Annotated in this window: 24 protein-coding genes; all 24 read right to left on the minus strand. The window is 55.4% G+C overall.

All coding sequences use genetic code 11. The features are described 5' to 3' along the window. Positions 1 to 6 precede the first annotated feature (6 nt). The 24 genes from rpsH to rplJ all read right to left on the minus strand — a co-directional run bounded on the left by rpsH (position 7) and on the right by rplJ (position 21412). Positions 7 to 399, minus strand: a complete 393-nt coding sequence (rpsH, locus tag DWF74_RS12425; RefSeq protein ID WP_011063773.1) for a 30S ribosomal protein S8 — start codon at positions 397 to 399, stop codon at positions 7 to 9. Positions 400 to 606: 207 nt separating this feature from the next. Next, on the minus strand, positions 607 to 912 hold the full coding sequence (rpsN, locus tag DWF74_RS12430) for a 30S ribosomal protein S14 (RefSeq protein WP_003228726.1): 306 nt from the start codon (positions 910 to 912) through the stop codon (positions 607 to 609). A gap of 13 nt (positions 913 to 925) precedes the next feature. Then, on the minus strand, positions 926 to 1465 hold the full coding sequence (rplE, locus tag DWF74_RS12435; RefSeq protein ID WP_003210069.1) for a 50S ribosomal protein L5: 540 nt from the start codon (positions 1463 to 1465) through the stop codon (positions 926 to 928). A gap of 20 nt (positions 1466 to 1485) precedes the next feature. Further along, positions 1486 to 1800, minus strand: a complete 315-nt coding sequence (gene rplX, locus DWF74_RS12440; protein ID WP_007896770.1) for a 50S ribosomal protein L24 — start codon at positions 1798 to 1800, stop codon at positions 1486 to 1488. Between the two features lie 11 nt (positions 1801 to 1811). Next, a complete protein-coding gene (gene rplN / locus DWF74_RS12445) occupies positions 1812 to 2180 on the minus strand; it encodes a 50S ribosomal protein L14 (protein WP_002555479.1) in 369 nt (122 codons plus the stop codon). Between the two features lie 23 nt (positions 2181 to 2203). Beyond that, positions 2204 to 2470 (minus strand): 30S ribosomal protein S17, encoded by a 267-nt coding sequence (rpsQ, locus tag DWF74_RS12450; RefSeq protein ID WP_003194644.1) that lies wholly within the window; start codon positions 2468 to 2470, stop codon positions 2204 to 2206. Between the two features lie 2 nt (positions 2471 to 2472). After that, positions 2473 to 2664, minus strand: a complete 192-nt coding sequence (gene rpmC, locus DWF74_RS12455; RefSeq protein ID WP_002555481.1) for a 50S ribosomal protein L29 — start codon at positions 2662 to 2664, stop codon at positions 2473 to 2475. Next, positions 2664 to 3077 (minus strand): 50S ribosomal protein L16, encoded by a 414-nt coding sequence (rplP, locus tag DWF74_RS12460; protein ID WP_003228729.1) that lies wholly within the window; start codon positions 3075 to 3077, stop codon positions 2664 to 2666. Before rplP ends, rpmC begins: the two co-directional genes overlap by 1 nt. A gap of 12 nt (positions 3078 to 3089) precedes the next feature. Next, complete coding sequence (rpsC, locus tag DWF74_RS12465) at positions 3090 to 3776, minus strand: 30S ribosomal protein S3 (protein ID WP_007924192.1); 687 nt, start codon at positions 3774 to 3776, stop codon at positions 3090 to 3092. A 13-nt stretch (positions 3777 to 3789) separates the two neighbouring features. Further along, positions 3790 to 4122: a 50S ribosomal protein L22 gene (gene rplV, locus DWF74_RS12470; RefSeq protein WP_003103908.1), complete on the minus strand. Its 333-nt coding sequence runs from the start codon at positions 4120 to 4122 to the stop codon at positions 3790 to 3792. A gap of 13 nt (positions 4123 to 4135) precedes the next feature. After that, on the minus strand, positions 4136 to 4411 hold the full coding sequence (gene rpsS, locus DWF74_RS12475; protein WP_002555486.1) for a 30S ribosomal protein S19: 276 nt from the start codon (positions 4409 to 4411) through the stop codon (positions 4136 to 4138). A gap of 16 nt (positions 4412 to 4427) precedes the next feature. Beyond that, positions 4428 to 5252, minus strand: coding sequence for a 50S ribosomal protein L2 (gene rplB / locus DWF74_RS12480; RefSeq protein WP_011063775.1), 825 nt, complete (start codon positions 5250 to 5252; stop codon positions 4428 to 4430). A gap of 14 nt (positions 5253 to 5266) precedes the next feature. Then, complete coding sequence (gene rplW, locus DWF74_RS12485; RefSeq protein WP_002555488.1) at positions 5267 to 5566, minus strand: 50S ribosomal protein L23; 300 nt, start codon at positions 5564 to 5566, stop codon at positions 5267 to 5269. Continuing rightward, the gene (gene rplD, locus DWF74_RS12490) at positions 5563 to 6165 is read right to left on the minus strand and encodes a 50S ribosomal protein L4 (protein WP_007924200.1); all 603 of its coding nucleotides are present in this window, start codon (positions 6163 to 6165) and stop codon (positions 5563 to 5565) included. The genes rplW and rplD overlap by 4 nt, the downstream gene beginning before the upstream one ends. A 12-nt stretch (positions 6166 to 6177) precedes the next feature. Further along, a complete protein-coding gene (rplC, locus tag DWF74_RS12495) occupies positions 6178 to 6813 on the minus strand; it encodes a 50S ribosomal protein L3 (protein WP_007924205.1) in 636 nt (211 codons plus the stop codon). A gap of 80 nt (positions 6814 to 6893) precedes the next feature. After that, a complete protein-coding gene (rpsJ, locus tag DWF74_RS12500; RefSeq protein ID WP_003186070.1) occupies positions 6894 to 7205 on the minus strand; it encodes a 30S ribosomal protein S10 in 312 nt (103 codons plus the stop codon). A gap of 140 nt (positions 7206 to 7345) precedes the next feature. Next, entirely contained in the window at positions 7346 to 8539 is a 1194-nt protein-coding gene (gene tuf / locus DWF74_RS12505; protein WP_060841339.1) for an elongation factor Tu, read from the minus strand. 34 nt (positions 8540 to 8573) lie between these two features. Next, entirely contained in the window at positions 8574 to 10721 is a 2148-nt protein-coding gene (gene fusA, locus DWF74_RS12510; RefSeq protein ID WP_102865260.1) for an elongation factor G, read from the minus strand. 30 nt (positions 10722 to 10751) lie between these two features. After that, a complete protein-coding gene (gene rpsG / locus DWF74_RS12515) occupies positions 10752 to 11222 on the minus strand; it encodes a 30S ribosomal protein S7 (RefSeq protein WP_007925959.1) in 471 nt (156 codons plus the stop codon). 111 nt (positions 11223 to 11333) lie between these two features. Next, on the minus strand, positions 11334 to 11705 hold the full coding sequence (gene rpsL, locus DWF74_RS12520; RefSeq protein WP_003186084.1) for a 30S ribosomal protein S12: 372 nt from the start codon (positions 11703 to 11705) through the stop codon (positions 11334 to 11336). 201 nt (positions 11706 to 11906) lie between these two features. Next, positions 11907 to 16106, minus strand: coding sequence for a DNA-directed RNA polymerase subunit beta' (rpoC, locus tag DWF74_RS12525; RefSeq protein WP_102865259.1), 4200 nt, complete (start codon positions 16104 to 16106; stop codon positions 11907 to 11909). Positions 16107 to 16170: 64 nt separating this feature from the next. Continuing rightward, complete coding sequence (rpoB, locus tag DWF74_RS12530; RefSeq protein WP_016968678.1) at positions 16171 to 20244, minus strand: DNA-directed RNA polymerase subunit beta; 4074 nt, start codon at positions 20242 to 20244, stop codon at positions 16171 to 16173. Between the two features lie 221 nt (positions 20245 to 20465). Next, positions 20466 to 20831, minus strand: a complete 366-nt coding sequence (gene rplL, locus DWF74_RS12535; RefSeq protein ID WP_011063780.1) for a 50S ribosomal protein L7/L12 — start codon at positions 20829 to 20831, stop codon at positions 20466 to 20468. 80 nt (positions 20832 to 20911) lie between these two features. Beyond that, the gene (rplJ, locus tag DWF74_RS12540; RefSeq protein ID WP_016968679.1) at positions 20912 to 21412 is read right to left on the minus strand and encodes a 50S ribosomal protein L10; all 501 of its coding nucleotides are present in this window, start codon (positions 21410 to 21412) and stop codon (positions 20912 to 20914) included. Positions 21413 to 21494: the final 82 nt, after the last annotated feature.

The following is a 21494-nucleotide window of genomic DNA, read 5'->3' on the forward strand; positions in this document are numbered from 1 at the left end:
CCCCCCTTAGAACACAGTGCAAAGAACTTCGCCGCCGACACCGGCAGCGCGCGCAGCACGATCAGTCATCACACCTTTGTTGGTGGAGACGATAGACACGCCAAGACCGCCACGTACTTTCGGCAGTTCTTCAACGGACTTGTACTGACGCAGGCCTGGACGGCTAACGCGCTTCACTTCCTCGATGACCGGACGGCCTTCGAAGTATTTCAGCTCGATGGACAGCAGAGGTTTGATTTCGCTGCTGATCTGATAACCCGCGATGTAACCTTCGTCCTTCAGGACTTTTGCTACAGCCACCTTCAGCGTGGAAGACGGCATGCTTACGACGGACTTTTCAGCCATCTGGGCATTACGGATTCGAGTTAGCATGTCCGCTAACGGGTCCTGCATACTCATGGGCTAGATGCTCCTGATACAAAAAGAATTAGCCTTGCGGCTACAACTGTCGCCGAGAAATTCCGGGCAAAAAACACGGGCTCAGGCGAGCCGGTCATTCTAGACACACCCCAGAAATGAATCAAGCCCCAAAAGGGGCTTGATTCAGATTCAAGGCCACCGGTGATCGGGATCTTACGAGCCCGACCACCGCGACTTTGATAGCTATTACCAGCTGGCTTTAACCAGACCTGGTACGTCACCACGCATTGCAGCTTCACGCAGCTTGTTACGGCCAAGGCCGAACTTGCGGTAAACGCCGTGCGGACGACCAGTCAGGCGGCAGCGGTTACGCATGCGCGAGGCGCTTGCGTCACGTGGCTGCTTCTGCAGCGCTACGGTAGCTTCCCAACGGGCTTCTGGACTTGCGTTCAGATCCACGATGATAGCTTTCAGCGCTGCACGCTTGGTGGCGTACTTGGCAACAGTAAGCTGACGCTTCAGCTCACGGTTTTTCATGCTCTTCTTGGCCATTTTCCTACTCCAATCAGTTGCGGAACGGGAATTTGAAAGCACGCAGCAGAGCGCGGCCTTCATCATCGTTCTTAGCAGTGGTGGTCAGGGTAATGTCCAGACCGCGGAGAGCATCGATCTTGTCGTAATCGATTTCCGGGAAAATGATCTGCTCTTTCACGCCCATGCTGTAGTTACCACGACCATCGAAGGACTTGGCATTCAGGCCGCGGAAGTCGCGAACCCGAGGCAGGGAGATCGACAGCAGACGATCCAGGAACTCGTACATACGCTCACGGCGCAGGGTCACTTTGACGCCGATCGGCCATCCTTCGCGGACTTTGAAGCCAGCGATGGATTTACGAGCGTAGGTCACAACGACTTTCTGGCCGGTGATCTTTTCCAGGTCAGCAACAGCATGCTCGATGACTTTTTTGTCGCCGATTGCTTCGCCCAGACCCATGTTCAGGGTGATTTTGGTAACGCGCGGAACTTCCATCACGTTCGAAAGCTTAAGTTCTTCCTTAAGTTTCGGAGCGATTTCCTTCCGGTAAATCTCTTTTAGTCGTGCCATGGTCTTCTACCTAGCAGTGTTCAAGCATCAACCGCTTTTTGGGTCGACTTGAAGACACGAATTTTTTTGCCGTCTTCTACTTTGAAACCAACGCGGTCAGCCTTGTTGGTTTCGCCGTTGAAAATGGCGACGTTGGAAGCGTGCAGTGGCGCTTCTTTCTCGACGATACCGCCCTGTACGCCCGACATCGGGTTAGGCTTGGTATGACGCTTGACCAGGTTCAGGCCACCGACAACCAGACGGTCATCAGCCAGAACTTTAAGCACCTTACCGCGCTTACCTTTGTCTTTGCCGGCGATCACGATGATCTCGTCGTCACGACGAATCTTTTGCATGTCGGATCTCCTTACAGCACTTCTGGGGCGAGCGAGACGATCTTCATGAACTTCTCAGTACGAAGTTCACGGGTCACTGGCCCAAAGATACGGGTGCCGATCGGCTCTTGCTTGTTGTTCAACAGAACAGCAGCGTTGCCATCAAAGCGGATGATGGAGCCGTCAGCACGACGAACACCATGGCGAGTGCGGACTACAACTGCAGTCATCACTTGGCCTTTTTTCACCTTACCGCGAGGAATTGCTTCCTTGACGGTAACTTTGATGATGTCACCGATACCAGCGTAACGACGATGGGAGCCACCCAGCACCTTGATGCACATAACGCGGCGAGCGCCGCTGTTATCGGCCACATCGAGCATGGATTGAGTCTGAATCATATAATTTCTCCGACCCCTAGCCCTTAGACTTCCACAGCGCGTTCGAGAACATCAACCAGAGCCCAAGACTTGGTCTTGGCCATCGGACGAGTTTCACGAATAGTGACTTTGTCGCCGATGTGGCACTGATTGGTTTCGTCGTGCGCGTGCAGCTTAGTCGAACGCTTAACGTATTTACCGTAGATAGGGTGCTTAACGCGACGCTCGATCAGAACGGTGATGGTCTTGTCCATCTTGTCGCTGACAACACGGCCAGTCAGCGTACGGACAGTTTTTTCGGCTTCAGCCATGATTACTTACCTGCCTGCTGGTTGAGCACAGTCTTCACGCGAGCGATGTCACGCTTAACTTGCGAGAGCAGATGAGACTGCCCCAACTGGCCAGTTGCTTTCTGCATACGCAGATTGAACTGGTCGCGCAGCAGGCCGAGCAGTTGCTCGTTCAGCTGCTGTGCGGATTTTTCACGAAGTTCATTCGCTTTCATCACATCACCGTCCGCTTAACAAAGGAGGTGGCGAGCGGCAGCTTTGCAGCAGCCAGGGCGAAAGCCTCACGCGCCAGCTCTTCAGAAACACCCTCGATTTCATACAGGACTTTGCCTGGCTGAATCTGGGCAACCCAGTATTCGACGTTACCCTTACCTTTACCCATCCGAACTTCGAGTGGCTTCTTGGAAATAGGCTTGTCCGGGAATACACGGATCCAGATCTTGCCACCACGTTTTACGTGACGGGTCAGAGCACGACGCGCTGACTCGATCTGACGAGCGGTGAGACGACCACGAGCAACAGACTTCAGCGCGAACTCGCCGAAGCTGACTTTGCTACCGCGCAATGCCAGACCACGGTTGTGGCCGGTCATTTGCTTGCGGAACTTCGTACGCTTTGGTTGCAACATTTGGCGTACCCCTTACTTAGCAGCTTTTTTACGAGGCGCAGGTGCTTGCGGCTTCAGCTCTTCTTGGCGACCACCAATTACTTCGCCTTTGAAGATCCAAACCTTCACACCGATCACACCATAAGTGGTGTGAGCTTCGTAGGTGGCATAGTCGATATCGGCACGCAGGGTGTGCAGTGGCACACGACCTTCGCGATACCATTCAGTACGTGCGATTTCAGCACCGCCGAGACGACCGCTCACTTGGATTTTGATGCCCTTGGCACCAATGCGCATGGCGTTCTGTACGGCGCGCTTCATAGCACGACGGAACATTACGCGACGCTCCAGCTGCTGAGCTACGCTCTGCGCAACCAGCATACCGTCGAGCTCCGGCTTGCGGATCTCTTCGATATTGATGTGCACAGGCACACCCATTTGCTTGGTCAGGTCCTGACGCAGCTTCTCAACATCTTCACCTTTCTTGCCGATCACGATGCCGGGACGAGCGGTGTGGATGGTGATGCGTGCAGTTTGAGCCGGACGATGGATATCGATACGGCTTACGGACGCGCTTTTTAGTTTGTCTTGGAGATACTCACGCACATTCAGATCTGCGAGCAAATAGTCCGCATAAGTCCGACCGTCTGCGTACCAGACGGAGGTGTGCTCCTTGACGATTCCCAGGCGAATGCCAATGGGATGTACTTTCTGACCCATCTCTTCGACTCCGTTACTTGTCAGCAACCTTGACAGTGATATGGCAAGACCGCTTGACGATGCGATCAGCACGGCCTTTGGCACGTGGCATGATGCGCTTCAGCGAACGCCCTTCGTTGACGAAAACGGTGGAGACTTTCAGGTCATCAACGTCTGCGCCTTCGTTATGCTCGGCGTTGGCTACGGCCGACTCCAGCACTTTCTTCATGATCTCGGCGGCTTTCTTACTGCTGAAAGCCAACAGGTTGAGCGCTTCGCCCACCTTCTTCCCGCGGATCTGGTCGGCGACCAAGCGGGCTTTCTGGGCGGAGATTCGAGCGCCCGACAACTTAGCGGCTACTTCCATCATTCCTTACCCCTTAACGCTTGGCTTTCTTGTCAGCCACGTGCCCGCGATATGTACGGGTACCGGCGAACTCGCCCAGTTTGTGGCCGACCATGTCTTCGTTCACGAGAACTGGAACATGTTGACGACCGTTATGCACAGCGATGGTCAGACCGACCATTTGTGGCAGGATCATGGAACGGCGCGACCAGGTCTTAACTGGTTTGCGATCGTTCTTTTCCGCCGCCACTTCGATCTTCTTCAGTAGGTGAAGATCAATAAAAGGACCTTTTTTCAGAGAACGTGGCACTGTCGTATCCCTCTATTTACTTGCGACGACGGACGATCATTTTGTCGGTACGCTTATTACCACGAGTCTTCGCGCCCTTAGTCGGGAAGCCCCATGGCGATACCGGATGACGACCACCAGAGGTACGACCTTCACCACCACCATGTGGGTGGTCAACCGGGTTCATGGCAACACCACGAACGGTTGGGCGAACGCCACGCCAGCGTTTGGCACCAGCTTTACCCAGCGAACGCAGGCTGTGCTCGGAGTTCGAGACTTCGCCCAGGGTCGCACGGCATTCAGCCAGCACTTTACGCATCTCACCAGAACGCAGACGCAGGGTCACGTAGACGCCTTCACGAGCGACCAGTTGAGCCGAAGCACCAGCCGAACGAGCGATTTGCGCGCCTTTACCTGGCTTCAGTTCGATGCCGTGTACGGTGCTACCAACTGGAATGTTGCGCAGTTGCAGAGCGTTGCCCGGCTTGATCGGTGCCAGAGCACCTGCGATCAGCTGGTCGCCAGCGCTCACGCCCTTAGGGGCGATGATGTAGCGACGCTCGCCATCTGCGTACAGCAGCAGAGCGATGTGAGCAGTACGGTTTGGATCGTATTCGATACGCTCGACAGTGGCAGCGATGCCATCTTTGTCGTTGCGACGGAAGTCGACCAGACGGTAATGCTGCTTATGACCACCACCAACGTGACGAGTGGTAATGCGGCCATTGTTGTTACGACCACCAGACTTCGATTTCTTCTCGAGCAGCGGTGCGTGAGGAGCGCCTTTATGCAGCTCCTGGTTGACCACCTTGACCACAAAACGGCGGCCAGGGGAAGTCGGTTTGCATTTAACGATTGCCATGATGCACCCCTTCCTTACTCAGCACTGCTGCTGAAATCGAGATCTTGGCCTGGCTGAAGGGAGATAACTGCCTTCTTCCAGTCATTACGCTTGCCCAGACCGCGAGCGGTACGCTTGCTCTTACCCAGAACGTTCAGGGTAGTAACGCGCTCCACTTTCACGCTGAACAGGCTTTCGACGGCCTTCTTGATTTCCAGCTTGGTTGCGTCAGTAGCAACCTTGAAAACGAACTGGCCTTTCTTGTCTGCCAGAACCGTAGCCTTCTCGGAAACGTGCGGGCCAAGCAGAACTTTAAATACGCGTTCCTGGTTCATCCCAGCAGCTCCTCGAATTTCTTCACGGCCGACACAGTGATCAACACTTTGTCGTATGCGATCAGACTAACTGGATCGGAACCTTGCACGTCACGAACATCAACGTGTGGCAGGTTACGAGCAGCCAGGTACAGGTTCTGATCAACAGCGTCCGACACGATCAGAACGTCGGTCAGGCTCATGTTGTTCAGTTTGCCCAGCAGATCTTTGGTTTTCGGAGTTTCAACAGCGAAATCCTGAACCACGACCAGACGATCAGTACGCACCAGCTCAGCAAGGATGGAACGCATTGCTGCGCGATACATCTTCTTGTTCAGCTTCTGGGAGTGATCCTGAGGACGAGCTGCGAAAGTGGTACCGCCGCCACGCCAGATTGGGCTACGGATAGTACCAGCACGAGCACGGCCAGTACCTTTCTGACGCCATGGGCGCTTGCCGCCACCGGAAACGTCGGAACGGGTCTTTTGCTGCTTGCTACCTTGACGGCCGCCAGCCATGTAGGCCACGACTGCTTGGTGAACCAGCGTCTCGTTGAATTCGCCGCCAAATGTCAGTTCGGAAACTTCGATCGCTTGAGCGTCATTTACATTTAATTGCATGTCAGCTTCCCCTTAACCGCGAGCCTTGGCCGCCGGACGTACAACCAGGTTGCCGCCAGTAGCGCCAGGAACAGCACCCTTGACCAACAACAGATTGCGTTCAGCGTCGACGCGCACTACTTCCAGGGACTGCACGGTCACGCGCTCAGCGCCCATATGACCGGACATTTTTTTGCCCTTGAATACACGACCAGGAGTCTGGCACTGGCCAATAGAGCCCGGGACGCGGTGGGAAACGGAGTTACCGTGGGTGTTATCTTGACCGCGGAAATTCCAACGCTTGATGGTACCGGCGAAGCCTTTACCTTTCGACTGACCGGTAACATCTACCAGTTGGCCAGCTGCGAAGATTTCTGCATTGATCAGATCGCCAGCTTGGTACTCGCCTTCTTCAAGACGGAATTCCCAAACGCCACGACCGGCAGCAACGTTCGCTTTAGCGAAGTGACCTGCTTGAGCAGCAGTCACGCGCGAAGCACGACGCTCACCTACAGTGACTTGCACTGCACGATAGCCATCGGTTTCTTCAGTTTTGAACTGGGTGACGCGATTCGGCTCGATCTCAATGACCGTGACCGGAATGGAGACACCTTCTTCGGTGAAAATACGGGTCATACCGCATTTACGACCGACTACACCAATAGTCATGTTGTAAACCTCATGAGTGTACGGGGCTTTCACCCGCTATGGCCGCCCATTTCAGAGCGTTACACGACTAAGACCGAGTCTTAGCCGAGGCTGATCTGCACTTCCACACCTGCCGCAAGATCAAGCTTCATAAGAGCATCAACGGTTTTATCCGTTGGCTGGACGATGTCCAGTACGCGCTTATGAGTACGGATCTCGTACTGGTCACGCGCGTCTTTGTTGACGTGCGGGGAGACCAGAACGGTGAACCGCTCTTTACGGGTAGGCAGTGGAATTGGACCACGCACTTGAGCACCAGTACGTTTCGCGGTTTCCACGATTTCCTGGGTGGATTGGTCGATCAGGCGATGGTCGAAAGCCTTCAACCTGATACGGATTTGCTGATTTTGCATTGGATTTCAGACTCCAGGCTGCTATTCCCACCGGGCGCAATACGCCCGTTAAAAGGAGGCGCAATTCTATAGACGGCCCCACAGAGTGTCAACCCAATAAAAAAGCCCCCGCAAGCGGGGGCTTCTTCATGAGTCGTCGATTACTCGATAACTTTGGCTACGACGCCGGCGCCGACGGTACGACCGCCTTCACGGATAGCGAAACGCAGACCATCTTCCATCGCGATGGTTTTGATCAGAGTGACAGTCATCTGGATGTTGTCACCTGGCATTACCATTTCAACGCCTTCTGGCAGCTCGCAGTTACCAGTCACGTCAGTAGTACGGAAGTAGAACTGTGGACGGTAGCCTTTGAAGAACGGAGTATGACGGCCGCCTTCTTCCTTGCTCAGAACATAAACTTCAGCGGTGAACTTGGTGTGCGGCTTAACGGTGCCTGGCTTAACCAGAACCTGGCCACGCTCAACGTCATCACGCTTGGTACCACGCAGCAGAACGCCGCAGTTCTCGCCAGCACGACCTTCGTCGAGCAGCTTGCGGAACATTTCAACGCCGGTGCAGGTAGTCTTCTGAGTATCGCGCAGACCAACGATCTCAACTTCTTCCTGGATGCGAACGATGCCACGCTCAACACGACCAGTTACCACGGTGCCACGACCGGAGATCGAGAATACGTCTTCGATTGGCATCAGGAACGGCTTGTCGATTGCACGCTCCGGCTCTGGGATGTAAGTGTCCAGAGTTTCTACCAGACGCTTAACAGCGGTGGTACCCATTTCGTTGTCGTCTTGACCGTTCAGAGCCATCAGAGCCGAACCGATGATGATTGGAGTGTCATCACCTGGGAAGTCGTAAGTGCTCAGCAGATCGCGCACTTCCATTTCAACCAGTTCCAGCAGCTCAGCGTCGTCAACCATGTCAGCCTTGTTCAGGAAGACAACGATGTACGGAACGCCTACCTGACGGGACAGCAGGATGTGCTCACGAGTTTGTGGCATCGGACCATCGGCAGCCGAGCAAACCAGGATCGCGCCGTCCATCTGGGCAGCACCGGTGATCATGTTTTTGACGTAGTCGGCGTGACCTGGGCAGTCAACGTGCGCGTAGTGACGAATGTGCGAATCGTACTCTACGTGCGCAGTGTTGATGGTGATACCACGAGCTTTTTCTTCTGGAGCGCTGTCGATCTTGTCGAAGTCAACACGAGCCGAACCGAAAACTTCGGAGCAAACGCGAGTCAGAGCAGCAGTCAGAGTGGTTTTACCGTGGTCAACGTGACCGATAGTGCCAACGTTGACGTGCGGTTTGTTACGTTCAAATTTTTCTTTAGCCACGACAATTAACTCCTAGCCTAAAGGGGAGACTGAATCAGCCTTGTTTTTTAACGAGAGCTTCGACGATGTTCGACGGAGCTTCGGCGTATTTGGAGAATTCCATGGAGTAGCTCGCGCGACCCTGAGACATGGAACGAACGTCAGTTGCATAACCGAACATTTCACCCAGTGGAACTTCAGCACGGATAACCTTGCCGGACACCGAGTCATCCATACCCTGAATCAGACCACGACGACGGTTCAGGTCACCCATCACGTCACCCATGTAGTCCTCTGGGGTTACTACTTCAACCTTCATGATCGGCTCGAGCACAACGCCGCCACCCTTTTGGGCCAGCTGCTTGGTCGCCATGGAGGCCGCCACCTTGAACGCCATCTCGTTGGAGTCGACGTCGTGGTAGGAACCATCGAACACGGTAGCCTTCAGGCCGATCAGCGGATAACCGGCAACGACGCCGTTCTTCATCTGCTCTTCGATACCCTTCTGGATAGCCGGGATGTATTCCTTAGGAACCACACCACCAACAACTTCGTTGGTGAAGACCAGACCTTCGGTGATGTTGCCGTTCGCATCGACGTCCGGCTCCGAGAAACGGATCCAGCAGTGACCGAACTGACCGCGACCGCCGGATTGACGAACGAACTTGCCTTCGATCTCGACGTTGCTCTTGCTAATCTTCTCGCGGTACGAAACCTGCGGCTTGCCGATGTTGGCTTCGACGTTGAACTCGCGCTTCATGCGATCAACGAGGATGTCCAGGTGCAGCTCACCCATACCGGAAATGATGGTCTGACCGGTCTCTTCGTCGGTCTTGACGCGGAACGACGGGTCTTCCTGAGCCAGCTTGCCCAGTGCAATACCCATCTTTTCCTGGTCCTGCTTGGTTTTCGGCTCTACCGCTACCGAAATCACAGGCTCAGGGAAGTCCATACGCTCAAGAATGATCTGCTTGTCGAGATCGCACAAAGTGTCACCAGTGGTGACGTCCTTCATGCCGATCAGGGCAGCGATATCGCCTGCACGTACTTCCTTGATCTCTTCACGCTGGTTGGCGTGCATCTGCACCATACGACCAACGCGCTCTTTCTTGCCCTTGACCGAGTTGATCACGGAGTCGCCCGAGCTCAGGAAGCCCGAGTAAACGCGCACGAAAGTCAGAGTACCAACGAACGGGTCGGTAGCGATCTTGAATGCCAGAGCCGAGAACGGTTCAGCATCATCAGCGTGACGCTCGTCGTAATCCGCCTCTACCAGCTCATCCTTCGGCTTCTCGATGAGATCCGGATGGATACCTTTGATCGCCGGGATCTCGGTAGGAGCAGGCAGGAAGTCGATAACGGCGTCGAGAACCAGGGGAACACCCTTGTTCTTGAACGAAGAGCCGCAGACAGCCGGAACGATTTCGCTAGCCAGGGTGCGCGCACGCAGACCAGCCTTGATCTCTTCTGGAGTCAGGTCACCTTCTTCAAGGTACTTGTTCATCAACTCTTCGTTGGCTTCAGCAGCGGCTTCAACCATGTTGGAGCGCCACTCGTTAGCCAGGTCCAGCATATCGGCAGGAATTTCTTCCTCGCGATAGGTAGTACCCTTGTCGTCGTCGTTCCAGTAGATAGCCTTCATCTTGATCAGATCAACCTGACCTTCGAAGTTATCTTCAGCGCCGATAGCCAGCTGAACCGGAACCGGGGTGTGACCCAGGCGGTTTTTGATCTGACCAACAACACGCAGGAAGTTAGCGCCGGCACGGTCCATCTTGTTCACGTAAACAACACGTGGAACGCCGTACTTGTTGGCTTGACGCCATACGGTTTCAGACTGAGGCTCAACACCAGAAGTACCGCAGAACACAACGACCGCGCCGTCGAGTACGCGCAGCGAACGCTCTACTTCGATGGTGAAGTCTACGTGGCCAGGGGTATCGATAACGTTTACACGATAGTTATCGTATTGGCCGCGCGAACCTTTCCAGAAGGTAGTTACAGCAGCGGAGGTAATGGTAATACCCCGCTCCTGCTCCTGCACCATCCAGTCGGTGGTAGCAGCGCCGTCATGCACCTCACCCATCTTATGGCTGAGACCTGTGTAAAACAGGATCCGCTCGGTAGTGGTAGTCTTGCCCGCGTCAACGTGGGCACAGATACCGATGTTACGGTAGCGGTTGATTGCTGTAGTACGAGCCATAAAGCCCTCGCAAAATGAATGATGCTGAGATTAGAAGCGGTAGTGCGAGAAAGCCTTGTTGGCTTCAGCCATACGGTGAACGTCTTCACGCTTCTTAACTGCAGCACCTTTGCCTTCGGCAGCGTCCAGCAGTTCGCCAGCCAAACGCAGAGCCATAGACTTCTCGCCGCGCTTGCGGGCGAAGTCTACCAACCAGCGCATTGCCAGAGCGTTACGACGGGACGGACGAACTTCGACCGGAACCTGGTAAGTAGCACCGCCTACACGGCGCGACTTCACTTCGACCAGCGGAGCGATGGCGTCGAGAGCTTTCTCGAAGATTTCCAGGGGATCGCTGTTCTTGCGCTCTTTAACTTTTTCCAGCGCGCCATAAACGATACGCTCGGCAACGGCTTTCTTACCGCTTTCCATTACGTGGTTCATGAACTTGGCGAGGATCTGGCTTCCGTATTTCGGATCGTCCAGAATCTCACGTTTGGCTGCTACGCGACGTCTTGGCATTGATAAGCCCTCAAACGGTCTTCAGGTTAGCTCGGGACAGTTGATCCAATGGACGCGTGCCCGACCTTACTCTTATCGACTCAATATAATTAAAAACTGCAAAACGGCCGATTACTTCGGACGCTTGGTACCGTACTTCGAACGACCTTGGTTACGACCTTTAACGCCGGAGGTATCCAGGGAGCCGCGAACGGTGTGGTAACGAACACCTGGCAAGTCTTTTACACGGCCGCCACGAATCAGTACGACGCTGTGCTCTTGCAGGTTGTGGCCCTCACCACCGATATACGAGGAAACCTCGAAACCGTTGGTCAGACGCACACGGCATACTTTACGCAGTGCCGAGTTAGGTTTTTTCGGCGTAGTGGTATACACGCGAGTGCACACGCCACGACGTTGCGGGCAGTTCTGCAGCGCAGGCACGTCGGATTTCTCGACGATACGCTTACGCGGCTGACGTACCAGCTGGTTGATAGTTGCCATCTACTAGCTCCACTGTTGTCTTTCGACATAAACAAAATGGCAGAGCACAAGCTCCACCAAATTTAGGGGTACAAGAGTCTAAAGAGGATCTTGCCCCCAGTCAAGGCAAGGCCCCGGGCTCCCCGATCAGCGAACCTCGACCAAAAGTGTCTCGATTCTCAGTCGGAAAAACCGGGGCCCCATCTCAATCTATTGCAGACCTCAGTTACCGCTGGAGTTCAGCGCTTCAGTCAGTGCTGCTTCGACTTCGCTCGCGCTTACGCGCAGAGGCTTGTCTGCATCACGACGACGCTTGCGCTCGCTGTGGTAAGCCAGGCCGGTACCGGCCGGGATCAGACGACCCACAACCACGTTTTCCTTCAGGCCGCGCAGGTAGTCACGCTTGCCGGTCACTGCCGCTTCGGTCAGTACACGAGTGGTCTCTTGGAAAGAGGCCGCCGAGATGAACGACTCAGTGGACAAGGACGCCTTAGTAATACCCAGCAATACGCGGGTGAACTTGGAGATGAACTTGTCTTCAGCGCTCAGACGCTCGTTTTCTACCAGTACGTGAGTCAGTTCCATCTGGTCGCCCTTGATGAAGCTGGAGTCGCCAGACTCGGCAATCTCAACCTTACGCAACATCTGACGCAGGATGGTCTCGATGTGCTTATCGTTGATCTTCACGCCCTGCAGACGATAAACGTCCTGGATCTCGTTAACGATGTACTTGGCCAGCGCACTCACACCCAGCAGACGCAGGATGTCGTGTGGATCGCTCGGACCGTCGGAAATAACTTCGCCGCGGTTCACTTGTTCGCCTTCGAAGACGTTCAGGTGACGCCACTTCGGAATCAGCTCCTCATACGGATCGCTACCGTCGTTCGGGGTAATGACCAGGCGGCGCTTGCCTTTGGTCTCTTTACCGAACGCGATGGTGCCGCTGACTTCAGCCAGAATCGAGGCCTCTTTCGGACGACGAGCTTCGAACAAGTCGGCAACACGCGGCAGACCACCGGTGATGTCACGGGTCTTCGAAGTCTCTTGCGGAATACGAGCGATAACATCACCGATCGCAATCTGCGCACCGTCAGCAACACCTACAAGTGCGTTAGCCGGCAGGAAGTACTGGGCCGGTACGTCAGTACCTGGCAGCAGCAGATCCTTGCCATCCATACCCACCATCTTCACCGCTGGACGAATGTCCTTACCGGCAGCTGGACGGTCTTTGACGTCAAGTACTTCAATGTTGGTCATACCGGTCAATTCGTCAGTCTGACGCTTGATCGTGATGCCTTCTTCCATGCCCACGTAGGTCACGGTACCTTTCATTTCGGTAACGATTGGGTGAGTGTGCGGATCCCACTTGGCCACGATGGCACCAGCGTCGACCTTATCGCCTTCCTTCACCGAAATCACAGCACCGTAAGGCAGCTTGTAGCGCTCGCGCTCACGACCGAAGTCGTCGGCAATTGCCAGCTCGCCAGAACGGGATACAGCTACCAGGTGACCGTCAACACGCTCAACATGCTTCAGGTTATGCAGACGGACGGTACCGCCATTCTTCACCTGTACGCTGTCCGCTGCCGAGGTCCGGCTTGCCGCACCACCGATGTGGAACGTACGCATGGTCAGCTGGGTACCCGGCTCACCGATGGACTGGGCAGCAATTACGCCTACCGCTTCACCAATGTTCACCAGGTGGCCGCGAGCCAAGTCACGACCGTAGCACTTGGCACAGATGCCGTAGCGGGTTTCGCAACTGATCGGCGAACGCACGATCACTTCGTCGATGCTGTTCAGCTCGATGAACTCAACCCACTTCTCGTCTACCAGAGTGCCAGCAGGAACGATGACGTCCTCGGTACCCGGTTTGAATACGTCACGGGCGATAACACGACCCAATACGCGCTCACCCAGTGGCTCTACAACGTCACCGCCTTCAATGTGCGGAGTCATCAGCAGGCCGTGTTCGGTGCCGCAATCGATCTCGGTTACAACCAGATCCTGCGCCACGTCTACCAGACGACGAGTCAGGTAACCGGAGTTCGCAGTTTTCAACGCGGTATCCGCCAGACCTTTACGAGCACCGTGAGTCGAGATGAAGTACTGGAGTACGCTCAGACCTTCACGGAAGTTCGCAGTAATCGGCGTTTCGATGATGGAGCCGTCCGGCTTGGCCATCAGACCACGCATACCGGCCAGCTGGCGGATCTGTGCAGCGGAACCCCGCGCACCCGAGTCAGCCATCATGTACATCGAGTTGAACGATTCTTGCTCGACTTCGTCGCCATTGCGGTCGATGACTTTCTCTTTCGAGAGGTTGGCCATCATCGCCTTGGATACTTCGTCGTTGGCTTTCGACCAAAGGTCGATCACCTTGTTGTACTTCTCGCCCTGGGTCACCAGGCCGGAGGCGTACTGGCTCTCGATTTCTTTCACTTCGTCGGTGGCTGCACCGATGATGCGGGCTTTTTCATCCGGGATAACGAAGTCGTTAACACCGATGGAAACGCCGGAAATGGTCGAGTAAGCGAAACCGGTGTACATCAACTGGTCAGCGAAGATTACGGTCTCTTTCAGACCTACCACGCGGTAGCACTGGTTGATCAGCTTGGAGATCGCTTTCTTCTTCATCGGCAGGTTGACGACGTCGAACGACAGACCTTTCGGCACAACCTGGAACAGCAGCGCACGGCCGACAGTGGTGTCAACGATACGGGTAGCGCTGACGCTGCCGCCATCACGATCGTTAACGGTTTCGTTGATACGAACCTTGATCTTGGCGTGCAGGGCTGCTTCGCCGGCGCGGAATACGCGGTCGACTTCCTGCAGGTCGGCGAACACACGACCTTCGCCCTTGGCGTTGATCGCTTCACGGGTCATGTAGTACAGACCCAATACAACGTCCTGCGACGGAACGATGATTGGCTCACCGTTGGCTGGCGACAGAATGTTGTTGGTCGACATCATCAACGCACGCGCTTCCAGCTGGGCTTCCAGCGTCAGCGGTACGTGCACGGCCATCTGGTCGCCGTCGAAGTCGGCGTTGTACGCAGCACAGACCAGAGGGTGCAGCTGGATAGCCTTACCTTCGATCAGTACCGGTTCAAACGCCTGGATACCCAGACGGTGAAGGGTCGGTGCACGGTTGAGCAGCACTGGGTGTTCGCGAATCACTTCAGCGAGAACGTCCCAAACTTCCGGCAGCTCACGCTCGACCATCTTCTTGGCGGCTTTGATGGTGGTAGCGAGACCACGCATTTCCAGCTTGCCGAAAATGAACGGCTTGAACAGCTCGAGAGCCATCTTCTTCGGCAGACCGCACTGGTGCAGACGCAGGGTCGGGCCTACGGTAATTACCGAACGACCGGAGTAGTCAACACGCTTACCGAGCAAGTTCTGACGGAAACGACCTTGCTTACCCTTGATCATGTCAGCCAGGGATTTCAGAGGACGCTTGTTGGAACCGGTGATAGCACGGCCACGACGGCCGTTGTCGAGCAGTGCATCGACAGCTTCCTGCAACATACGCTTTTCGTTGCGCACGATGATGTCCGGAGCGGACAGATCAAGCAGGCGCTTCAAGCGGTTGTTACGGTTGATCACTCGACGATACAGGTCGTTGAGGTCGGAAGTCGCAAAGCGACCGCCATCCAGCGGAACCAGTGGACGCAGATCTGGCGGCAGAACCGGCAGAACGGTCAACACCATCCACTCTGGCAGGTTGCCGGAGCCTTGGAAGGCCTCCATCAACTTCAGACGCTTGGACAGCTTCTTGATCTTGGTTTCCGAGTTGGTTTGCGGAATCTCTTCACGCAGACGGCCAATCTCGTGCTCCAGGTCGATAGCGTGCAGCAGCTCGCGGACAGCCTCGGCACCCATGCGGGCGTCGAAGTCATCACCGAACTCTTCCAGCGCTTCGAAGTACTGCTCGTCGTTCAGCAGCTGACCCTTTTCCAGGGTGGTCATGCCTGGATCGATAACAACGTAGCTCTCGAAGTAGAGAACGCGCTCGATATCACGCAGGGTCATGTCCATCAGCAGGCCGATACGGGACGGCAGCGATTTCAGGAACCAGATGTGGGCAACTGGCGAGGCCAGCTCGATGTGCGCCATGCGCTCACGACGAACCTTGGCCAGTGCAACTTCAACGCCGCACTTCTCGCAGATCACGCCGCGATGCTTCAAGCGCTTGTACTTACCGCACAGGCACTCGTAATCCTTTACCGGGCCAAAGATCTTGGCGCAGAACAGGCCGTCACGCTCAGGCTTGAACGTACGGTAGTTGATGGTTTCCGGCTTTTTAACTTCACCGAACGACCACGAACGGATCATCTCAGGCGAGGCCAATCCGATACGGATGGCGTCGAACTCTTCGACTTGACCCTGGTTTTTCAGCAAATTCAGTAGGTCTTTCAAGGCCTTTCCTCCTGGCGGAGCAGAGAGCGGGCAATCCTGCCCCGCTCTCGATTCGCGTCACGTGTTATTCGGTTTCCAGATCGATATCGATGCCGAGGGAACGAATTTCTTTGATCAACACGTTGAAGGACTCGGGCATGCCCGGCTCCATACGGTGATCGCCGTCCACGATGTTTTTGTACATCTTGGTACGACCGTTCACATCGTCCGACTTCACTGTGAGCATTTCTTGCAGAGTGTATGCAGCACCGTATGCTTCCAGTGCCCAGACCTCCATCTCCCCGAAACGCTGACCACCGAACTGCGCCTTACCACCCAGCGGCTGCTGGGTAACCAGGCTGTACGAACCGGTAGAACGAGCGTGCATCTTGTCGTCTACCAAGTGGTTCAGTTTCAGCATGTACATGTAGCCAACGGTAACTGGACGCTCGAACTTGTTGCCGGTACGGCCGTCGGTCAGCTGCATCTGGCCGCTCTCTGGCAGGTCCGCCAGTTTCAGCATGGCCTTGATTTCGCTTTCCTTGGCGCCGTCGAACACCGGAGTGGCCATTGGCACACCGCCGCGCAGGTTGTTCGCCAGATCCAGAATCTCCTGATCGGAGAAGCTGTCCAGGTCTTCGTTGCGACCGCCGATCTGGTTGTAGATTTCGTCCAGGAAGGTGCGCAGCTCCGCCACCTTACGCTGCTCTTCAACCATGCGGTTGATCTTCTCGCCCAAACCTTTGGCCGCGAGGCCCAGGTGAGTTTCGAGAATCTGACCAACGTTCATACGCGAAGGTACGCCCAGTGGGTTGAGGACGACGTCGACCGGGGTGCCATTGGCATCGTGCGGCATGTCTTCAACCGGCATGATCACGGAGACCACACCCTTGTTACCGTGACGACCGGCCATCTTGTCGCCCGGCTGAATGCGACGACGGATTGCCAGGTAGACCTTGACGATTTTCAGCACGCCTGGAGCCAGGTCATCGCCCTGCTGCAGTTTGCGCTTCTTGTCTTCGAACTTGTCGTCCAGCAGACGGCGGCGATCAACGATGTAGGCCTGAGCCTTCTCGAGCTGCTCGTTCAGAGCATCTTCAGCCATGCGCAGTTTGAACCACTGGCCATGCTCAAGACCGTCGAGAACTTCGTCGGTGATTTCCTGACCTTTCTTCAGACCGGCGCCGCCTTCGGCTTTATGGCCGACCAGAGCGGAGCGCAGACGCTCGAAGGTTGCGCCTTCAACGATGCGAAACTCTTCGTTCAGATCCTTGCGGATCTCGTCGAGCTGGCTCTTCTCGATGGACAGTGCACGAGCATCACGCTCAACGCCGTCACGAGTGAAGACCTGTACGTCAATGACAGTACCTTTGGTACCAGTAGGCACACGCAGGGAGGTGTCTTTAACGTCGCTGGCTTTTTCACCGAAGATCGCGCGCAGCAGTTTCTCTTCCGGAGTCAGCTGAGTCTCGCCTTTCGGAGTGACCTTACCGACCAGGATGTCGCCTGCGCCAACTTCAGCACCTACATAAACGATACCGGCTTCGTCCAGCTTGTTCAGTGCAGCCTCACCCACGTTCGGGATGTCTGCAGTGATTTCCTCTGGGCCAAGCTTGGTGTCACGGGCCACACAGGTCAGTTCCTGAATGTGGATCGTGGTGAAGCGGTCTTCCTGAACCACACGCTCGGACAGGCAGATGGAGTCTTCGAAGTTGAAGCCGTTCCATGCCATGAACGCGATACGCATGTTCTGACCCAGAGCCAGCTCACCCATATCGGTGGACGGGCCGTCGGCCATGATGTCGCTGCGCTGAACCCGATCACCCTTTCTCACCAGCGGACGCTGGTTGATGCAGGTGTTCTGGTTGGAGCGGGTGTACTTGGTCAGGTTGTAGATATCAACACCGGCTTCGCCAGTTTCGACTTCGTCATCCGCAACACGAACCACGATACGGCTGGCATCGACCGAGTCGATCACGCCGCCACGGCGAGCCACGACACAAACGCCGGAGTCACGGGCAACGTTGCGCTCCATGCCGGTACCTACCAGCGGCTTATCAGCACGCAGGGTCGGTACAGCCTGACGCTGCATGTTGGAACCCATCAACGCACGGTTGGCGTCGTCGTGCTCGAGGAACGGAATCAGCGACGCTGCAACCGAGACTACCTGCTTCGGCGAAACGTCCATCAAGGTGACGTCTTCCGGCGCCTTGACGGTAAATTCGTTCAAGTGACGAACAGCCACCAGCTCATCGATCAGCTGACCTTTGTCGTTCATGGTCGCCGAAGCCTGGGCGATCACGTGATCGGCCTCTTCGATGGCGGACAGGAACACGATCTCGTCAGTGACCAGGGCGTCTTTCACCACACGGTACGGGCTCTCGAGGAAGCCGTACTGGTTGGTGCGCGCATAGGCCGCCAGGGAGTTGATCAGACCGATGTTCGGACCTTCCGGCGTCTCGATCGGGCATACACGACCGTAGTGAGTCGGGTGCACGTCACGAACTTCGAAGCCTGCACGCTCACGGGTCAGACCACCTGGGCCGAGTGCGGAGACACGACGCTTGTGGGTGATCTCGGAGAGCGGGTTGTTCTGGTCCATGAACTGCGACAGCTGGCTGGAACCGAAGAACTCTTTCACTGCCGCAGCCACTGGCTTGGCATTGATCAGGTCTTGCGGCATCAGGCCTTCGCTTTCGGCCATCGACAGACGCTCTTTGACCGCACGCTCTACACGCACCAGACCAACGCGGAACTGGTTCTCGGCCATTTCGCCTACGCAACGAACACGACGGTTACCCAGGTGGTCGATGTCGTCGACGATGCCTTTACCGTTACGGATGTCGACCAGAGTCTTCAGTACGGCAACGATGTCCTCTTTGCACAGGACGCCCGAACCTTCGATCTCGGTACGACCGATACGACGGTTGAACTTCATCCGGCCAACGGCGGAGAGGTCATAGCGCTCAGGGCTGAAGAACAGGTTGTTGAACAGAGTCTCGGCAGCATCTTTGGTTGGCGGCTCGCCAGGACGCATCATGCGATAGATCTCGACCAGCGCTTCCAATTGGTTGCTGGTGGAGTCGATCTTCAGAGTGTCAGAAACGAACGGACCACAGTCGATGTCGTTGGTGTACAGCGTTTCGATGCGAACAACCTGGGCCTTGGCGATTTTTGCCAGGATCTCGGTATTCAGCTCGGTGTTGCACTCTGCCAGGATTTCACCAGTAGCCGGGTGCACGATAGCCTTGGCGGTGGTACGCCCCAGGACGTAGTCCAGAGGTACATCCAGCTCTTTGATACCGGCTTTTTCCAGCTGGTTGATGTGGCGAGCGGTGATACGACGACCCTGCTCGACAATAACCTTGCCCTTGTCATCCTGGATGTCCAGAACGGCAATTTCACCACGCAGGCGCTGAGGCACCAGTTCCAGGCTCAGGCTCTCGCCTTTCACGTGGAATACGTTGGTGGTGTAGAAAGCATCCAGCACTTCTTCAGTGGTGTAACCCAGCGCGCGCAGCAGAACCGACGCAGGTAGCTTGCGGCGACGGTCGATACGGACGAACACGCAGTCTTTCGGGTCGAACTCGAAGTCCAGCCACGAACCGCGGTAAGGAATGATCCGCGCGGAGTACAGCAGCTTACCGGAGCTGTGCGTCTTGCCACGGTCGTGGTCGAAGAATACGCCAGGGGAACGGTGCAGCTGGGAAACGATTACACGCTCGGTACCGTTGATTACGAAGGTACCGTTCTCAGTCATCAGGGGGATTTCACCCATGTAGACTTCTTGCTCTTTGATGTCCTTGATCGCTTTGTTCGACGATTCTTTGTCGAAAATGATCAGACGAACTTTTACCCGCAAAGGTACGGCGTAAGTCACACCACGCAACACGCATTCTTTAACATCAAACGCCGGTTCGCCCAGGCGATAACCGACATACTCCAACGCAGCATTGCCGGAGTAGCTGATGATCGGGAAAACGGATTTGAAGGCCGCATGCAGGCCCACGTCGCGGAACTGATCTTTAGTCGCTCCCGCTTGCAAGAATTCACGATACGAATCCAGCTGGATGGCCAGGAGGTACGGCACATCCATGACGTCCGGCAACTTGCTAAAGTCCTTGCGGATACGTTTTTTCTCAGTATATGAGTAAGCCATCAGCGTTCCCCAGCTTGGTCACCTGCTTATTCGGCTCCTCCCGACGGGAGCAGCCAGAAAATCGTGCAAACCCTTTGGTTTGCGCCACCGCACAGGGTGGGTTACAGCACGTTAAAGGCACCGACCCAGTCGGTCGCCAATAACGGAAAAAGGCCGGTGGCAAAAGCCACCAGCCATCAGCCGTTCGCTTAACGCTTGGGCTGGAGACACAAAGTCGATGCTTACTTGAGCTCGACTTTAGCGCCTGCTTCTTCCAGAGCTGCTTTGGCTTTGTCAGCTGCTTCTTTAGCAACAGCTTCCAGAACCATGGCAGGAGCGCCGTCAACTACAGCCTTGGCTTCTTTCAGGCCCAGACCGGTCAGTTCACGTACTGCCTTGATCACGTTAACTTTCTTCTCGCCAGCTTCGGTCAGCATGACGTTGAATTCAGTTTGCTCTTCAACAACAGCGGCAGCAGCAGCTGGGCCAGCAGCGGCAACAGCAGCGGTAACGCCGAAGGTTTCTTCCATTGCTTTGATCAGCTCAACAACTTCCAGAACGGTTTTCTGGCCGATTGCTTCGATGATTTGCTCGTTAGTCAGAGACATGACTATAAATTCCTGTATTGGGGTGACAGCCTACGCAGCCATCAAATTAAACATATGATTTTGAAAGGGCTTGCGGTGCCTTAGGCAGCAGCAGCTTCTTTCTGGTCGCGAATAGCCGCCAGAGTACGAGCCAGCTTGCTGGTAGCGCCTTGAATCACGCTCATCAGCTTCGCAATAGCTTCGTCGCGAGTTGGCAGCGAAGCCAACACGTCGATCTCGTTTGCTGCGAGGTACTTGCCCTCGAACGCAGCTGCCTTGATCTCGAACTTGTCCTGACCCTTTGCGAACTCTTTGAAAATACGAGCAGCAGCGCCCGGATGTTCCTTGGAGAATGCAATCAGGGTAGGGCCGACGAACGCGTCGTTGAGCACGTCATATTGAGTGCCTTCAACAGCGCGCTTGAGCAGGGTGTTACGTACAACACGTACGTAAACACCAGCTTCGCGGGCCTCTTTACGGAGTCCGGTCATTGCGCCTACTGTCACACCGCGGGCATCAGCCACAACAGCAGACAGAGCGACTTTGGCAGCCTCGTTGACTTCAGCGACGATGGCCTTCTTGTCTTCGAGTTTAATTGCCACGGGTTTAACTCCTGCTTGTTACCGTTTCATCCAACCTGGGCTGGATGTCGTTTTGGTGTCTGATTCGGTAAGGAACCGGGAG

The organism is Pseudomonas protegens (assembly GCF_003363755.1).
Taxonomy (GTDB): Bacteria; Pseudomonadota; Gammaproteobacteria; order Pseudomonadales; family Pseudomonadaceae; genus Aquipseudomonas; species Aquipseudomonas danubii.

Excerpts from the sequence above, each read along its gene's own strand:
- rplX (WP_007896770.1), bottom strand. The coding sequence starts at position 1,800 with ATGCAAAAGATTCGTCGTGACGACGAGATCATCGTGATCGCCGGCAAA.
- rpsN (WP_003228726.1), bottom strand. The coding sequence starts at position 912 with ATGGCCAAGAAGAGCATGAAAAACCGTGAGCTGAAGCGTCAGCTTACT.
- rplD (WP_007924200.1), bottom strand. The coding sequence starts at position 6,165 with ATGCAATTAAATGTAAATGACGCTCAAGCGATCGAAGTTTCCGAACTG.
- rplN (WP_002555479.1), bottom strand. The coding sequence starts at position 2,180 with ATGATTCAGACTCAATCCATGCTCGATGTGGCCGATAACAGCGGCGCT.
- rplC (WP_007924205.1), bottom strand. The coding sequence starts at position 6,813 with ATGACTATTGGTGTAGTCGGTCGTAAATGCGGTATGACCCGTATTTTC.
- rpsJ (WP_003186070.1), bottom strand. The coding sequence starts at position 7,205 with ATGCAAAATCAGCAAATCCGTATCAGGTTGAAGGCTTTCGACCATCGC.
- rpsH (WP_011063773.1), bottom strand. The coding sequence starts at position 399 with ATGAGTATGCAGGACCCGTTAGCGGACATGCTAACTCGAATCCGTAAT.
- rpoB (WP_016968678.1), bottom strand. The coding sequence starts at position 20,244 with ATGGCTTACTCATATACTGAGAAAAAACGTATCCGCAAGGACTTTAGC.
- rpmC (WP_002555481.1), bottom strand. The coding sequence starts at position 2,664 with ATGAAAGCGAATGAACTTCGTGAAAAATCCGCACAGCAGCTGAACGAG.
- rplP (WP_003228729.1), bottom strand. The coding sequence starts at position 3,077 with ATGTTGCAACCAAAGCGTACGAAGTTCCGCAAGCAAATGACCGGCCAC.
- rplW (WP_002555488.1), bottom strand. The coding sequence starts at position 5,566 with ATGAACCAGGAACGCGTATTTAAAGTTCTGCTTGGCCCGCACGTTTCC.
- rpsL (WP_003186084.1), bottom strand. The coding sequence starts at position 11,705 with ATGGCAACTATCAACCAGCTGGTACGTCAGCCGCGTAAGCGTATCGTC.
- rpsQ (WP_003194644.1), bottom strand. The coding sequence starts at position 2,470 with ATGGCTGAAGCCGAAAAAACTGTCCGTACGCTGACTGGCCGTGTTGTC.
- rplL (WP_011063780.1), bottom strand. The coding sequence starts at position 20,831 with ATGTCTCTGACTAACGAGCAAATCATCGAAGCAATCGGCCAGAAAACC.
- rpsG (WP_007925959.1), bottom strand. The coding sequence starts at position 11,222 with ATGCCAAGACGTCGCGTAGCAGCCAAACGTGAGATTCTGGACGATCCG.
- rpsC (WP_007924192.1), bottom strand. The coding sequence starts at position 3,776 with ATGGGTCAGAAAGTACATCCCATTGGCATTCGCCTGGGAATCGTCAAG.
- rplE (WP_003210069.1), bottom strand. The coding sequence starts at position 1,465 with ATGGCACGACTAAAAGAGATTTACCGGAAGGAAATCGCTCCGAAACTT.
- rplV (WP_003103908.1), bottom strand. The coding sequence starts at position 4,122 with ATGGAAGTAGCCGCTAAGTTGTCGGGCGCTCGAATCTCCGCCCAGAAA.
- rplB (WP_011063775.1), bottom strand. The coding sequence starts at position 5,252 with ATGGCAATCGTTAAATGCAAACCGACTTCCCCTGGCCGCCGTTTTGTG.
- fusA (WP_102865260.1), bottom strand. The coding sequence starts at position 10,721 with ATGGCTCGTACTACAGCAATCAACCGCTACCGTAACATCGGTATCTGT.